The organism is Limnohabitans planktonicus II-D5, from assembly GCF_001270065.2.
GTDB classification, from domain to species: Bacteria; Pseudomonadota; Gammaproteobacteria; order Burkholderiales; family Burkholderiaceae_C; genus Limnohabitans_A; species Limnohabitans_A planktonicus.
Map to the genome: position 1 here is coordinate 220,018 of NZ_LFYT02000001.1, position 15,644 is coordinate 235,661.

At 59.9% G+C, this 15,644-nt stretch carries 10 protein-coding genes; 7 read left to right on the forward strand and 3 right to left on the reverse strand.

Going from position 1 to position 15,644, the window contains the following annotated elements:
- Positions 1–98 precede the first annotated feature (98 nt).
- On the forward strand, positions 99–1,415 hold the full coding sequence (locus tag H663_RS21175) for a serine hydrolase domain-containing protein (RefSeq protein ID WP_053173197.1): 1,317 nt from the start codon (positions 99–101) through the stop codon (positions 1,413–1,415).
- 511 nt (positions 1,416–1,926) lie between these two features.
- On the opposite strand, the gene H663_RS21180 is transcribed toward H663_RS21175, so the two are convergent.
- The gene (locus tag H663_RS21180; RefSeq protein ID WP_053173199.1) at positions 1,927–2,604 is read right to left on the reverse strand and encodes an SET domain-containing protein; all 678 of its coding nucleotides are present in this window, start codon (positions 2,602–2,604) and stop codon (positions 1,927–1,929) included.
- 110 nt (positions 2,605–2,714) lie between these two features.
- On the opposite strand from H663_RS21180, the gene H663_RS21185 reads away from it, so the two are divergent.
- Both H663_RS21185 and H663_RS21190 read left to right on the forward strand, forming a co-directional pair.
- Positions 2,715–5,639: a DNA topoisomerase III gene (locus tag H663_RS21185; RefSeq protein ID WP_053173201.1), complete on the forward strand. Its 2,925-nt coding sequence runs from the start codon at positions 2,715–2,717 to the stop codon at positions 5,637–5,639.
- 327 nt (positions 5,640–5,966) lie between these two features.
- Complete coding sequence (locus H663_RS21190) at positions 5,967–7,481, forward strand: glycosyltransferase family 39 protein (protein ID WP_053173203.1); 1,515 nt, start codon at positions 5,967–5,969, stop codon at positions 7,479–7,481.
- Positions 7,482–7,721: 240 nt separating this feature from the next.
- On the opposite strand, the gene H663_RS21195 is transcribed toward H663_RS21190, so the two are convergent.
- Positions 7,722–11,852 carry a proline dehydrogenase family protein gene (locus H663_RS21195; RefSeq protein WP_053173205.1) on the reverse strand — a complete coding sequence of 1,377 codons (4,131 nt, stop codon included), beginning with the start codon at positions 11,850–11,852 and terminating at the stop codon, positions 7,722–7,724.
- A 194-nt stretch (positions 11,853–12,046) separates the two neighbouring features.
- Positions 12,047–12,622, reverse strand: a complete 576-nt coding sequence (locus H663_RS21200; RefSeq protein ID WP_053173207.1) for a hypothetical protein — start codon at positions 12,620–12,622, stop codon at positions 12,047–12,049.
- A gap of 135 nt (positions 12,623–12,757) precedes the next feature.
- Between H663_RS21200 and H663_RS21205 the strand changes: the two genes are divergently transcribed.
- From H663_RS21205 to H663_RS21220, 4 genes are read left to right on the forward strand one after another with little or no spacing between them, the layout of a single operon-like run.
- Positions 12,758–12,982, forward strand: a complete 225-nt coding sequence (locus H663_RS21205; RefSeq protein ID WP_133239933.1) for a hypothetical protein — start codon at positions 12,758–12,760, stop codon at positions 12,980–12,982.
- Positions 12,983–13,009: 27 nt separating this feature from the next.
- The gene (flgG, locus tag H663_RS21210) at positions 13,010–13,795 is read left to right on the forward strand and encodes a flagellar basal-body rod protein FlgG (protein ID WP_053174663.1); all 786 of its coding nucleotides are present in this window, start codon (positions 13,010–13,012) and stop codon (positions 13,793–13,795) included.
- 17 nt (positions 13,796–13,812) lie between these two features.
- Positions 13,813–14,487, forward strand: coding sequence for a flagellar basal body L-ring protein FlgH (locus H663_RS21215; RefSeq protein WP_116695769.1), 675 nt, complete (start codon positions 13,813–13,815; stop codon positions 14,485–14,487).
- Positions 14,488–14,518: 31 nt separating this feature from the next.
- Positions 14,519–15,643 (forward strand): flagellar basal body P-ring protein FlgI, encoded by a 1,125-nt coding sequence (locus H663_RS21220; protein WP_053174668.1) that lies wholly within the window; start codon positions 14,519–14,521, stop codon positions 15,641–15,643.
- Position 15,644: the final 1 nt, after the last annotated feature.

Consider the following 15,644-nt stretch of genomic DNA (forward strand, 5'->3'; position numbering starts at 1 on the left):
TAACAAAGAAGACAAAGACAACGGGTTTACCCTTGCCAATAAAGCATTCATTCCACATACATTTCAAAATCCATTGAAAGTAATGAAGGAAAACAGAGATGAAAATTGGCGTTTTGTTCGTGGCTTTGACCATGGTGTCTGCTCATGCTGTGGCTCAGTCAGGCAATGCACCCCCCGCATTTCTGGATGCGCAGGCCAGTGATCCCGTGACCATGGGATGGATGGTGGGGTCACCGCCACCGCCCAATCGGGTGATTCGTTTCGCCGATGGGAGCTATTTCAGGTTCCCGCAAACGCGTTGGACTTTTTCCAATTACCGCCAACTGGTGCCCACGCGCCCAGTCGAGCGGGGCGCGATGCCAGCGATCCCCCTGAAGTCGGCTTTGCGCCCTGAACTGGAGGCCGTGCGGTTCAAAAAGCTCGACAGCGATGAGACCTTCAGCTTTGGCGATATGTATGCCAAAACCTATGCGGACGGCATTGTGGTGATGCACCGTGGTCAAGTGGTCTATGAAAAATACACAGGTGCTTTGAAGCCCAACGGCCATCACGCTGTGGCCTCGCTGACCAAGTCTTTTGTGGGCATTTTGGGCGCCAGCATGGTGGCTGACGGCACGCTGGACGAAAAAGCACCCGTGAGCAAATATTTGCCCGAACTCAAAGACGGTGGCTTTGGAGATGCCACGATTCGTCAATTGCTGGACATGACCACGGGTCTTCAATATTCAGAAAATTATGCCGACCCTAACGCGCAGGTTTGGAGCCATGTGCGTGCGGGTGGCGTGTTGCCCAAGCCTGCCAATTACACAGGCCCTCAGACTTTTTATGAGTTTTTACTCACCGTGCAAAAAGAGGGTGAACACGGCAAGGCCTTTGCCTACAAAACTGTCAATTCGGACGTGATGGCTTGGGTGATTGCGCGTGTCACAGGCAAGTCCATGAGTGACATGTTCTCGGAGCGCATCTGGAGCAAATTGGGCGTGGAGCACGATGCCTATTTCACAGTCGACTCCATCGGCACCGAATTTGCCGGGGGTGGTTTGAACACCAATTTGCGTGACATGGCCCGTTTTGGCGAAATGATGCGCAACAAAGGCCGCGTGGGTTCTCAACAGGTGGTGCCGCAGTCGGTGGTGGCCGATATCGTCAAGGGTGCCAGCCCCGAGCAGTTCGCTCAAGCGGGCTACCCGTGGTTGAAGGGTTGGTCGTACCGCAACATGTGGTGGATTTCGCACAACAGCCACGGCGCTTACATGGCGCGTGGTATCCACGGGCAGTCGCTCTATATTGATCCCAAAGCTGAAATGGTGATTGCACGTTTTGGCTCGCATCCCATCGCTTCAGGCAATGCCAACGATCCATTCACCTTGCCCGCTTTTGCGGCCATGGCCGATGCGCTCATGAAGCGCCCATAAGGGGCATGCCACCCGCACAGGGGCATTCAGACATCAGGGGCTTCGGCCCCTGTTTTTTATCCAATACTGCGTGATCGGTGGGGAAGAGGGCGGGACGCGGCAAACCAGCAGCGACGCTTTTAATAGGCTTTTCACCAACTCGACCACAGCAACTGGATTGCCACGCTTCGCTCGCCATGACGGTGCTGAGGGTTTCCTGTCGTTGCGAGGAGCTTGCGACGCGGAAAATGAGCAGCGACGCCCACAAAAGGCGGTATCACCCACTCGACCAAAGCAACTGGATTGCCACGCTTCGCTCGCAATGACGTTGGTGAGGGTGTCACGTCATTGCGAGGAGCCTGCGACGCGGCAATCCAGAAAAAGCGCACGCTCAGGCTTTGGCTCCAGAATGAGCTCAGCAACTGGATTGCCGCGCTTCGCTCGCAATGACGGTAGTGAGGACTCGCAATGACGGCGAAAGGGGTCAATGACGAGAAGACGACATGCGGGATTGCAGTAACGGGTTGACCGCTCAGCGCTTTTTGGGGACTTTGTCTGCCAGCTTCTTCTGGGCTTTGGCCTCGGTCTTCGGTTTGGCATTCACCTGGGTCTTCGGTTTTTCATCCCTTTTGGACTTGGATGTTGCGTCGACCTTGGACTTGGCTTTGCCATCCGCTTTGGGCTTGGCCTTCTTCTTTTTCTGGCTGGGAATCTCGGGCGTGTCTTCACGCTCTTTGGGTGAGAGCAGCGTCCCCCGGCAGTTTTTGGCACCGCACCAGCAGGGGTACTCAGCCAGCAGTTCGGGGGTGTAAGGCTCGTCGATGATCAGGCCGTAGTCGTAGTTCAGCTCTTCACCGGCTGCAATGTTGCGCAGGGCCTTGATGAAGATGCGGTCGTTTTCTTCATCGGCTTCGCAGTTGGCGTCGCAGCTGTGGTTGATCCAGCGCGAGGAATTGCCGCCGTGCAGCGCATCAATCACCCGGTCTTCGTTCACATGGAAGTAGAAGGTGTGGTTCGGGTCATTGGGGTCGTGCGGGTGGCGGTCTTGCGCCTCGTCCCAGCTGATGACCTCGCCCACATATTCAATGATGGTCTCGCCTTCGGCCAGGTCCTGCAAGGCAAACACGCCCTTGCCGTGCACGCCGGAGCGGCGAACCTGGATGCGTTTGCCAGATGGCGAGGCGGAGCGAGGAGCAGGTGTTTTGGCCACGGCGTTGAAAAATTTGTTATGGTGAATTCATGTGGGCGTGCGCGTGAGCGCGCCCAGGCGTGCATGTGTGCGAGCGCGCGTGCACACGCGAGACAACGGATTGTATAGACATGAAAACTTTGATCATTGCGGAAAAGCCTTCGGTGGCCCAAGACATTGTTCGGGCCCTCACACCGGTGGCGGGCAAGTTCGAAAAGCACGAGGACCACTTCGAGAGCGACACCTATGTGGTGACCAGCGCGGTGGGCCATCTGGTGGAAATCCAGGCGCCTGAGCAATACGACGTCAAACGCGGCAAATGGAGCTTTGCCAACCTGCCCGTGATTCCGCCGCACTTTGATTTGAAGCCTGTGGACAAGACCAAAAGTCGCCTGTCTGCGGTGGTCAGGCAGGCCAAGCGCAAGGACGTGAGCGCCCTCATCAACGCCTGCGACGCGGGTCGCGAAGGGGAATTGATCTTCCGCCTGATCGAGCAGTACGCAGGTGGTGCCAAACCGCTCAACAAGCCGGTCAAGCGCCTGTGGTTGCAGTCCATGACGCCGCAAGCGATTCGCGACGGCTTCAACAGCCTGCGCAGCGAACAGCAAATGAAGGGCCTGGCCGATGCTGCCCGCAGCCGCTCAGAAGCCGACTGGCTGGTGGGCATCAACGGCACCCGCGCCATGACCGCGTTCAATTCGCGCGATGGCGGCTTCTTCTTGACCACCGTGGGCCGGGTGCAAACGCCCACCCTGGCCGTGGTGGTGGAGCGCGAAGAGCAAATCCGCAAGTTCATCAGCCGCGACTATTGGGAAATTCACGCTGAGTTCGCTGCCTCTGCGGGCACGTATCCGGGCAAGTGGTTTGACCCCAAGTGGCGTAAAGAAGAAGACGCCGAAAAGAAAGCCGACCGCAAGTGGACGGCTGCCGAGGCACACGCCATCGTTAACGCAGTGCGCGGACAAAAAGCCACGGTCACCGAAGAGGCCACACCCACCACGCAAGCGAGTCCCGGCCTGTTTGACCTGACCAGCCTGCAGCGCGAGGCCAATGGCAAGTTCGGCTTCTCGGCCAAGACCACGCTGGCGCTGGCCCAAAGCCTGTACGAACGCCACAAGGCCCTGACCTACCCCCGTACCGACTCGCGCCACCTGCCCGAAGACTACGTGCCCGTGGCCAAGCAAACCTTCGAGATGCTGGCCGACAGCGGCATGCGCCACCTGGCCCCGCACGCGCTCACGGCCCTGAACAACAACTACGTGCGCAAGATCCCGCGTGTGTTCGACAACAAAAAAGTCTCGGACCACTTCGCCATCATCCCCACGCTGCAAGCGCCCAGCGGCCTGTCCGATGCCGAGCAAAAGCTGTACGACTTGGTGGTGCGCCGCTTCATGGCGGTGTTCTTCCCCAGCGCCGAATACCAGGTCACCACCCGCATCAGCGTGGCCGCTGGCCACAGCTTCAAGACCGTGGGCAAGGTGCTGGTCAAACCGGGCTGGCTCGCCATCTATGGCAAAGAAGCCGCAGCCGAAGTCGAAGACGCCAAAGACGGTGACAAGGGCCAGAACCTGGTGCCCGTGCAGCCGGGCGAGCAAGTCGGCGTCGAATCGGTCGAGGCCAAGGGCCTGAAAACCCGCCCGCCCGCCCGCTATTCAGAAGCCACACTGCTGGGTGCCATGGAAGGCGCAGGCAAGATGGTCGACGACGACGAGCTGCGCGAGGCCATGCAGGAAAAAGGCCTGGGCACGCCAGCCACCCGCGCCGCCATCATCGAAGGCCTGATCAACGAAAAGTACATGCTGCGCGAAGGCCGCGAGATGATCCCGACGGCCAAGGCCTTCCAGCTGATGACGCTGTTGCGCGGCTTGCAGGTCGAAGAACTCTCCAAGCCTGAATTGACAGGCGAATGGGAATACAAGCTGGCGCAAATGGAGCAAGGCAAGCTCAGCCGCGCCACCTTCATGGCCGAGATCGCGGCCATGACCGAGCACATCGTCAAGAAAGCCAAAGAATACGACCGCGACAGCGTGCCCGGCGACTACGCCACCGTGAGCACGCCCTGCCCCAACTGCGGTGGCGTGGTCAAGGAAAACTACCGCAGGTACACCTGCACCGGGGCCGACGGCGCGAGCGACGGCTGCGGCTTCTCGTTTGGCAAGTCGCCTGCGGGCCGCACCTTCGAGCCGGCTGAAGTCGAGCAGTTCATGCGCGACAAAAAGATTGGCCCGCTGGACGGCTTCCGCTCCAAAGCCGGTTGGCCCTTTGTGGCCGAAATGGCGCTCAAGTACAACGAAGAAGAGAAAAACTGGAAGCTTGAGTTTGACTTTGGTGACGACAAGAAAAATGAAGAGAGCGGCGAGATCGTCGAGTTCAGCGACGAGGCCTTGGGCGGATGCCCCAAGTGCGGCAGCCCGGTGCACGAGCACGGCAGCAACTACCTGTGCAGCAAAGCCGTGCCGACGAATGAGCAACCCACGCCCAGCTGCGACTTCAAGACCGGCAAGATCATCTTGCAGCAACCGGTGGAGCGCGAGCAGGTGGTCAAGCTGCTGGCCACGGGGAAGACGGATGTGCTCGACAAGTTCGTCAGCAACCGCACCCGCCGCAGCTTCAAGGCCATGCTGGCCTGGAATCCCGAAGAGGGCAAAGTGACCTTTGAATTTGAGCCCCGCGAAGGCGGCAAGAAATACCCGCCACGCAAGACAGCCGCCAAGAAAACGCCTTTTGGCAAAGCAGCGGCCACCAAGACGGCCGCCAAAACCGCCAAAGCCCCCGCTGCCAAAAAAGCCGCCAAGCCCTCTGCAGCAAAAGCGCCGCGCAAGGCCGCAGTCGGCACCTTGAAGCCCAGCCCCGCCCTGATGGCTGTGATTGGCGACGGCAGTTATGCGCGCACCGAAGTCGTCAAGAAAATCTGGGACTACATCAAGGCCAACAACCTGCAGGACCCGGCAGACAAGCGCTCGATCAAAGCCGACGGCAAGCTGCAAGCCGTGTTTGGCAAAGACCAGGCCACGATGTTTGAATTGGCGGGGATCATTGGCAGGCACTTGAGTTGAAGGCGGATGCCTGTTGATCAGGCCCCAAAATGTTTGCACAACCCCCCTGTAGGCCCTGCGTCGCCCGGGCGATAGGGGGTGGTCTGCAAGTGCGCATCGCGGCGGAGGGGCTGCTTTCACCGCTAAAGCGCCGCTCAATGGGGCCGCACTGCCTTACTTGGCCACATTTTCCCGTCACCTAAAATTTCAGGATTCTGGATTCTTGATATGTCTATTCCTACGCCAATCGGGTCATTTGTTAAGCGCGAGACGTCTGTCGGCGCCGGTCATCCATGGCTCGGCAGTTGGCCATTTCTGATTGTCCTGGCCACCGTGACTTGGACGGTGATGCAACACATCGCCTACCCTGCGCTGGACCGTCACCACGACATGCTGGAAAACTATGCGTGGTCGCAAATTGCGGTATGGGGCACGCACAAGCACCCACCATTTTTTGCATGGGTGGTGGGGGCCTGGTTCCAGGTGATGCCTCACCAGTCCTTTTTTTACAAGCTCTTGGCCTATGTGAACGTGGCCGTTTCTTTGTGGGGTGTGGTGCGCCTGGCACAAGCCTTGAAACTTCCCCAGCTGGCCAAGCCTGCGGTGATTTTGTTGTTGTGGAGCTTGCCCTATACGACCTTGGCGTCCAAGTTCAATGCCAACAGCCAGTTGTTGTCTCTGTGGCCATGGACCGCTGTTTTCATGCTGCGAGCCTGGCAGGCATGGGGTTGGCACAAGGTCCTTTTTGCCGCTTTGCTCGGCTTGGCGGCGGCGGCTTGTTTTCTCAGCAAATATTACAGTGGCGTTTTTTTGCTGGGCCTGTTCATCGCCAGTGTGTTTCATCCTGAGGGTCGTGCCTGGCTGAAAACACCTTGGCCTTATCTGAGCTTGCTGGTCTTCGTGCTGGCCATGTGGCCCCATGCTCAATGGGTCATGGCGCATGACATGGTCACTCTGAAATACATGGATGAGCAAGGCGGCGCTCAGATTTACAAGCAGGGCCTCGCGGGTTTTGCCCTGTCGCCCATCTTGTATTGGCTGCCAGCCTGGTTGGTGACCGTTTTTGTAGGCGGTCGGGCACTTTGCAAGGCGCAAGCGGGCGCTTCATGGCTGGGCTCGGTGTCGCGCTGGGCATGGCAATGCTGGATGCCCCGCGCCTGGAATGACACCTTGTTTTGGTTGGCAGTCTTTCCGTGGGCCATGTCCCTGGGCTTTGGCATCACGGGTTACGTGAACCTGTCGACGGCATGGGCCATTCCCATTGGCTATGCCTTTCCTTTGTTGTGGTTGCGCAACTTTGAGCTTCGGATGCCTGTGTCTGAACATGAAGACAGCACGCCAGCGCCATCACCTTGGTCCCAATTGGACCGGTGGTTTGTTCCCAGCTTGTTGGGACTGGTGTTTTTTTCATGCGTGTTGGCATGGAGTCATGCCTCCCGTTCTGAAGTCAACTACTACCGCCCAAGCGAAGCGACGGCCACGGTCATCCTGAACGATTGGTCACAACGACACCCCGACACTCGCCTGAGCTGGGTCGGTGGCGACTGGGCAGAAAGCGCGCTGTTGTCTTTGTATGGAGACGCCTCATTGACCGTCATCCCCGACTTGCCGGGTTCAAAGGCTGCCAGCTTTTATGACACGCCTGATTGGAGCCGACAGCCCGGATTGATTTTTTGCAGCCTGGGCCTGTCGGCACAGCGCCGCGCCGATTCGCCACCAGGCGCATGTGAGCTGAACGCCCGCCAGTGGCTGGAAAAACACCAGATGCCGGTGCAGCCGATTTACTTTCAGGTCAGCCGCAGTGGCTGGCGTTTTCCCAAACCTGTGGGTTTTGAATATGTGGTGTTCCATGCCCTGCCCTGACTGGGTCTGAATCATCGCTCTGCCAAGGGCTGCTTTGCAGTGCTTCAAGCTATTGATTCGGCCCTGTGCAGTATTCAATGGACAAAGAAGTTGTAGGTCGGCGGTCGAAGACCCCGACATGGGCCTGTGCTGAAACCACTCATGTCGGACTCTGCGAGTGCCGACCTACGAGATGACATGTTTCACGCATTTCTAACTTAAGCATGTCGGCTCCATAGAAAACGCAGACATATTCAACGCTCAAGCACCCAGTGTCATCAAACTGGCGTTGCCTCCCGCAGCGGCTGTGTTGGTGCTGATGCTGCGCTCGCTCACCAGGCGCGCCAGCGGCACGGCGGCGTCGCCCGGGCGCAGGGCCGTGAGCGTGACGATGGCCCCCGGGCGCTGTGCCAGCTGCGCTTGCCAGTGCAGTGTGGTGGCTGCGTCGGCGTGCAGCAAGGCGGCGTCCACCGGGTGGCCGTTGGCGATCTCTTCCAGCGTCACCTGGCTTTGCACCGCCACGGGCAGCTGTGCGTGCAGCGCCTGGGCGGACAGGGGCCACACGGCGCAGCTGCCCACGGCCAGCACGGCGGCCACTTGCGTCAGGCGGTCGGCATCGGCCCCGGGCTGTTCGCCCGTCAGGCACAGCACTCGCCCACGGGCTTGCACACGGTAGACGTTGCGCTCGCCGGTGGGCCCGCTCAGGCTGGCTTGCAGACCCGCCGGGCTGTTCGCGGCAAATTGCGCGCACACATGTGCGAGCGGCAAACGGCCTTGGGCCACCGCCCAGTCGTGCAGGGCTTGCAGCGCAGGGGTGGCCTGGGGCAGCGATGCCGCGCCGCTGGCCTGCACGCTGCGCAAGGCGGCGTCCTGCGGGCAACGCGCCAACAATCGCAAAAGGTAAAGCGGCCCACCCGCCTTGGGGCCGGTGCCCGACAGGCCTTCGCCGCCAAAGGGCTGCACGCCCACCACCGCGCCCACCATGTTGCGGTTCACATAGACATTGCCCGCGTGGCTGTGGTCAATGACTTGAGCGATGGTTTCTTCGATGCGCGAGTGCACGCCCAGCGTGAGTGCGTAGCCGGTGTCGTGGATGGCTTGCAGCAGCTCGGGCAGTTCACTGCGGGCATAACGCACGATGTGCAGCACCGGGCCAAACACTTCGCGCTCCAGCTGGGCGATGCGGTCGATTTCGATCAGCGTGGGCTGGACGTAGGTGCCTGAGGGCAAGGCGTTGGAATTTTTTGTCCTTTCGGGTGTTGCGCTTTGCATGGATTTTGTGGGTGCTTGCCCTGCAAGCAATGGCCTGTGGTCCACATGCGTCGAATCGCCAGCAGGGCTGGTTCCTACAAAGCTGTGTGTCTGCAGATCGGTGGCTTGAGCCTCGACATGGGCCTGCGCCAAAGCCTGCAACGTCGGACCTGAAGGTGCCGACCTACGGGATGTCTGTAGGTCGGTGGCTTCAGCCCCGACAGGCGTCTGATCGCCCACGGGGTGGGCTTTTGCGATGGGCCACGCGTTCGTCTCATCCGGTGCGTTGCGGGAGATACGGTAAACGCGGCAGCCGCTTTGCTGCATGGCGCTCACATGCGCTTCGATGCCCATGCGGGCCCGCTCGTCGATCACCGGCCCCATGTCCACCGCCAGATGCGCGGGCGCACCCATGCGGATTTCGGCCATGGCGCCTTGCAGCATCTCGACCAGGCGGTCGGCCACATCGCCCTGCACGCACAGCACGCGCAGGGCAGAGCAGCGCTGGCCGGCCGCCTCAAAGGCTGAAGCCACGGCGTCGGTCACGACTTGTTCGAGCAGGGCTGACGAGTCGACCACCATGCAGTTTTGACCACCGGTCTCGGCGATCAAGGGCACAGGTTGGCCATGCGCGTTCAGGCGCTCGGCCAGCGCCGCTTGCAGCACGCGGGCGGTCTCGGTGGAGCCGGTGAACAGCACGCCTTGTACGCGGGCGTCGCGCACCAGTTGCATGCCCACCTCGCGGCCTGGGCCCGGCAGCAGTTGCACAGCGGCCCGGGGCACGCCGGCTTGCCACAGCTTCTGCACGGCCAGTGCGGCGATGGCGGGGGTGGCTTCGGCCGGTTTGGCCAGCACCGGGTTGCCTGCGGCCAGCGCCGCAGCCACCTGCCCCACAAAAATCGCCAGCGGAAAATTCCACGGGCTGATGCACAGCACCGGGCCCAGCGGCGTGTGAGTGCTGTTGTCAAAGTCGCGGCGCACCTGTGCGGCGTAGTAGCGCAAAAAGTCTACCGCTTCGCGCTGCTCGGCCACGGCGTGTGCCCAGGTTTTGCCTGCTTCGCGCACCAGCAAAGCCATCACACGGGGTGCATCGGCCTGCAGCAGATCGGCCGCGTGCTCCAGCAAGGCGGCGCGTTGAGCGGGTGGTGTGGCGGCCCAGTCGGGGGCAATGCGGGTGGCGGCTTGCAGCGCAGCCTCCACATCGGCCGGGCTGGCGTATTGCACTGTGCCCAGCACGTCGCTGTGGTCGGCGGGGTTGCGCAGGGTGTGGATGGCACCGCCCAAGGCAGGTGATGCGGTCAGAGGCGTCACCGTGACAGGCTTCACCTGCGTTTGCATGTCTGCGGCCAATTGGCGCAGCGTGGGCTCGTGCGCCAGGTCAGGCCCGCTGGAGTTGCGTCGGGCCGCGCCATAGAGCTGCGCGGGCAGCGCGATTTGCGGGTGGGGCTGGCCGGGGCTGCTGTCTTCGCGCTGGGCGTCTTCTTCGGTGCGAGCCACCGGGTCTTGCACAAGATCACTGATGGAAACGCTCAGGTCGGCCATGCGGTTCACGAATGAACTGTTGGCCCCGTTTTCGAGCAGGCGGCGCACCAGATAGGCCAGCAGGGTTTCATGTGTGCCCACCGGGGCGTAGATGCGGCAAGGGCGCTGAAACTGTCTACCCCCACGCAGGCTCACTTCGTGTAGCCCGCTGCCCCCCGAGGGGGTGCTCGCGCCTTGGGACGGCCCGGCGGCGCTCGCTCGCCCGACCACCTGCCGGTACAGCGGTTCGCCCATGCCGTGCAGGCACTGAAACTCGTATTGGCCCGGCGCGTAGTCGCCGTGCATGCCCTGGGCCATGCTCACAATGGCCGCCAGCGTGTGCGCGTTGTGCGTGGCAAATTGGGGATACACCGCATCCGGCGCGGCCAGCAGCTTTTGGGCGCAGGCCAGGTAAGACACATCGGTGTGGTGCTTGCGGGTGTAGACCGGGTAGTCGCTTTGCCCGTCCAGCTGGGCACGTTTGATCTCGCTGTCCCAATACGCGCCTTTGACCAGACGCACCATCAGCCGGTGGCCTGTGCGGCGTGCCAAGTCCACCACAAAGTCGATCACAAAAGGGCAGCGCTTTTGGTAAGCCTGGATCACAAAACCGATGCCGTGCCAGCCTTGCAGGCTAGGGGCCAAGCACAGGGCTTCGAGCAGGTCGAGCGAGATGTCCAGGCGGTCCACCTCTTCGGCGTCGATGTTCAGGCCGATGTCGTAGTGGCGGGCCAGCTCGGTGAGCTGCAACACGCGGGGCAACAGTTCATCCATCACGCGCTGGTGCTGGGCGCGGCTGTAGCGCGGGTGCAGGGCCGACAACTTGATCGAAATGCCCGGGCCGTTCACCACGCCTTGGCCCTTGGATGCCTGGCCAATCGCGTGGATGGCGTTTTCATAGGCCTGCATGTAACGCTGCGCGTCGGCTTCGGTCAGCGCCGCTTCGCCCAGCATGTCGTAGGAGTAGCGAAAGCCTTGCGCCTCCATGGCGCGGGCGCGGTGCAGGGCTTCGTCAATCGTCTCGCCCGTCACAAACTGCTCGCCCAGCATCTGCATGGCCAGCTGCACGCCCTGGCGGATCAGCGGCTCGCCGCTTTTGCCGATCAGCCGGGTGAGCGAGGCCAGCATCGCGCCCTCGCTGTGGGTGGCCACCAGCTTGCCCGTGAGCAGCAGGCCCCAGGACGCGGCGTTCACAAACAGCGACGGGCTGCGGCCCACATGCTGGTGCCAGTCACCCTGGCCAATCTTGTCGCGGATCAGCGCGTCGCGCGTGGCTGCGTCCGGAATGCGCAGCAGCCCCTCGGCCAGGCACATCAGGGCCACGCCTTCTTCGCTGGACAGCGCGTAGGTCTGCATCAGGCTTTGCACGCGGCCTGCACGTCCGCCTTGTTGTGGGCCTTCGCGCATGCCCCTCACCAGTTGGCGGGCCAGCGCGTCGGTGCGTTCGGCTTGGGGGCCGCTCATGCGTGCGGCGGCCAGCAAGGGGGCCAGGGCCTGCGCTTCAGGCAAGCGGGTGGCGCGGGCGATGGCTTCGCGCAGGGCGCTGCGCTCGTGCAAGGCGCCGCCGGGGGTGAAGAGGGCTGCGTCAGGTAAAGGGATCGGGATGATGGCGGCATTCATGGCGGCGTCCTTGGCTAACAAGAATCGCCATCATCCGGATCTGTCGCAGAATATTTCACCAAAAATCAATCAAATTTCTGAACAAAATCTAACTGAACAGGCATTAACCGGCACGGATTGAAACCGTGCCATCAGGCCAGGTCATGCCCCTGAGTGGCCCTTGTCGACACCTTGTACAAGGGCGAAAGTCGCGTTTACTTGCTGGGCTGAAAAGGCAAGGACGAGTGGTGCAGCACGATGCGCAGCTGGCCTTTGTTGTCCTTCTTGAAGGCCCAGGTTTTGTCCACGGTGGTGACTTGGCCATCCTTGTTGGTCAGGATGACATGGCCTTGGGTCAGGGCGATGTCGCCGTTGATGAACACACCAGCATTGCGGTATTCGTATTTTTTCCAGCCTTTGAGGGCAAAGCCGCTGTCGCTGGCAAAGGCCTTGTCATCGCCCACAAAGTAGGCCAAGGCCCCGGCTTTGGTGGTGCGGAAGGTTTGCTGGCCATGGGTGAGCGTGGGCTTGAACAGCACCACACCCATGTTGTAGCCGTAAGCGGCATCGAGCACTGCGTTGGCGGTGGCCTTGGCCTTGGGCAGACCGCCGCTGGCATAGTCATCGCTGATCTGGATCAGGGCCTTGCCCCAGGCGTCCTGAGCGGCTTTCACATCGGCTTCGGTGATGTTGGTGTTGACCACGGTGGGGGTGAAGGCCATGGCCGAAGCGGACAGGGCGCTCAAAGCCAGAGCCAGCCAGGTGCGGCGGGGGGTGAAAGTTGCGTTCATGAGGTTTCTCCTGTTGTTGACGTTCAAACACTTTGTGTGGGCCTTTGACAGACCACATCGGCAGTGTGCAAGCGCCACATGAACACGAAAGTGCACGTCACATGAACGGCAGATGAATCATCCTAGAAAACGCAGTTGACCGCTTTAAACCCGCTGGAAACCCTGATGTATTCTGAATTCTGTGAGCACGAAGACGCTCACCTTGTGGGTAATCCCGCTACGCACCCGATGGCACAGCCCTGGGGGGCACTGGCGGCGTTGCTCGTCGTTGCAGGGGTGCAGCCTGCGGCCTCCTCGCGCCTGGCCATTGCCCCCATGGCAGCACCCTCGGGCGCGTTCAACTGCGTTTTTCTAGGTTGATTTTTTGAAACACAACAGGATGACGTCATGATCAATGCACTATGGATTGCCAAAACCGGCATGCAGGCGCAGCAAAACCAGCTGGACATTATTTCCAACAACTTGGCCAATGTTTCCACCAATGGGTACAAGCGCGCCAACGCCATTTTTGAAGACTTGATGTACCAGAACATGCGGCAAGTGGGTGCCAGCAGCAGTCAACAAAGCCAGTTGCCCACGGGGCTGCAAGTGGGCTTAGGGGTGCGCACTGTGGCAACTCAGCGCTCATTCACACAAGGCAGCTTGCAGCAGACCGGCAACAACATGGACTTGGCCATCAATGGACAAGGATTTTTCCAAATTACCCTACCCGATGGCACCAACGCCTACACCCGAGATGGTGCTTTTCAAGTGGACCCATCGGGACGCTTGGTCACTTCGTCAGGCTTTGCCTTGAGTGACAACATCACCATCCCTGCCAACGCCAAGGGAGTGACGATTTCCGCCGATGGCGTCGTCTCGGTCACCCAGCCCAACTCGGCGGCTGTGGTCAACGTGGGCACGATCAATTTGGTGGGCTTCATGAACCCTGCAGGCCTGGAGCCAAGGGGGCAGAACCTTTACAGCGAATCTGCCTCTTCAGGCGCTCCTGTTGCCGGTGCTGCGGGCACCAATGGATTGGGCAGTGTGATGCAAGGGTATGTGGAAGGCTCCAATGTGAATGTGGTGCAAGAACTCGTGGCCATGATTCAAACCCAGCGCTCGTATGAAATGAATTCCAAAGCCATTCAAACCGCAGATCAAATGCTGCAAAAACTGGGGCAACTTGGATGATTCAAAGAAGCACATGGATGGGGATTTTTTTATCCATGGTGTGCCTGACAGGTTGCGAAACATTGCGCCAATCGCCCAAGGTCGCTTTGGTAGATCCCAGTCAGTACGCCCACGCCAAAGACAAGACCTTGCAAGTGCTTGCGCCAAGCACGCCGAATGGCAGTTTGTTTGTGACGTCCAGTTACCGCCCTGCTTTTGAGAGCTACCGCGCACGCCTGGTGGGCGACATCATGACCATTGAAATCATGGAAAACGTCAATGCCAAACAATCTTCATCTTCCAACATTGACCGCAGTACGGCCTTGAATGCCAGTGTGACGGCATTGCCTTTGTTGGGCACCTCTTTGAATACTCGACTCGGCGCAGGCGTCAAGTCAGGACAAAATTTTGCTGGCAAGGGGGGCACTGAAAGCGAGAACAATTTCAGCGGCACCATCACCGCCACCGTGGTCGATATATTGCCCAACGGACATTTGGTTTTATACGGTGAAAAACAAATGGGCCTGAATGAAAATGTCGAGGTCCTCAAATTCTCTGGCACGGTAGACCCTCGTAGCATTCGCACAGGCAATGTCATCAGTTCTGCACAAGTGGCCAATGCGCGTATTGCTTCTGGAAGTTTAGGCGCTCAAGGTGAGGCGCAAGCCATGGGCTGGCTGTCGCGCATCTTCATGAAGTTCCTCCCGTTTTGATGCGCATCTCGCACCATCAGATGGCCACCTCATGTTGAAAAATTCAACCATTCCACTCATCAGTTTGCTGTTGGCCAGCGCAGTGACCCCCTTGCTCTGTCAGGCGCAGCCCACACGCATCAAAGAAATCGCCTCGGTACAAGGCGTTCGAAGCAATCACCTCACCGGGTACGGCATCGTCATCGGTTTGGACGGCACAGGCGATCAAACCGCTCAAATGCCCTATACCTCTCAAAGCATTTCCAACTATTTAAAGCAACAAGGCATTGGCCTTCCAAGCGGTGGCGGCCCTGCGCCACAACTGCGCAACATCGCCTCGGTCATTGTGACCGGTAAATTACCTGCCTTTGCCGAGCCCGGCCAACTGGTGGATGTGGTGGTTTCCTCCATTGGCAATGCCAAATCGCTCAAGGGCGGGACCTTGATTACCACGCCCCTCAAAGGTGCTGATGGCGAAATTTATGCCCTGGCCCAAGGCAATGTGATTGTGGGTGGTGCCGGTGCATCACAGGCGGGCAGCCGCGTTCAAGTGAATCAATTGAGTGTGGGGCGTGTTGTCGATGGGGCGCAGATTGAGCGCAGTGTGACCACATCGTTGTTGCAAGGCCCATTTATTCAGTTGGCACTCAACTCCTCAGATTTTCAAACGGCACGCAAGGTCACCGATGCCATCAACACGCATTTTGGTACCGGCACAGCACGCGCCTTGAGCGGCCGCAGTGTTCAGGTGGATGCCCCCACAGATGCCAACGAGCGTGTCAGTTTTTTGGCTGATTTGGAAGAAATCAAGTTTGAGGCCAGTCTGCCAGCGGCCATGGTGGTGATCAACGCCCGCACGGGTTCTATTGTCTTCAACCAATCGGTCACTTTGGGGCCATGTGCCATTGCGCATGGCAATCTCACCATCACCGTCAGCGCAACCCCGGTGATCAGCCAACCCGGGGCCCTGTCTTCGGGGTCAACGGTGGTCAAGGAAAAAGCCAATATTCAAATGCGAGAGGGTGAGGGCCGTCTGATGTACATCGCAGCAGCCCCCAAGCTGGAAGATGTGGTGCGTGCCATCAATTTGATGGGGGCGACCACGCAAGACTTACTGCACATCTTAGAGGCCATGAAGGCTGCAGGTGCCTTGCTGGCCGAGTTGGTGGTGCAATAAC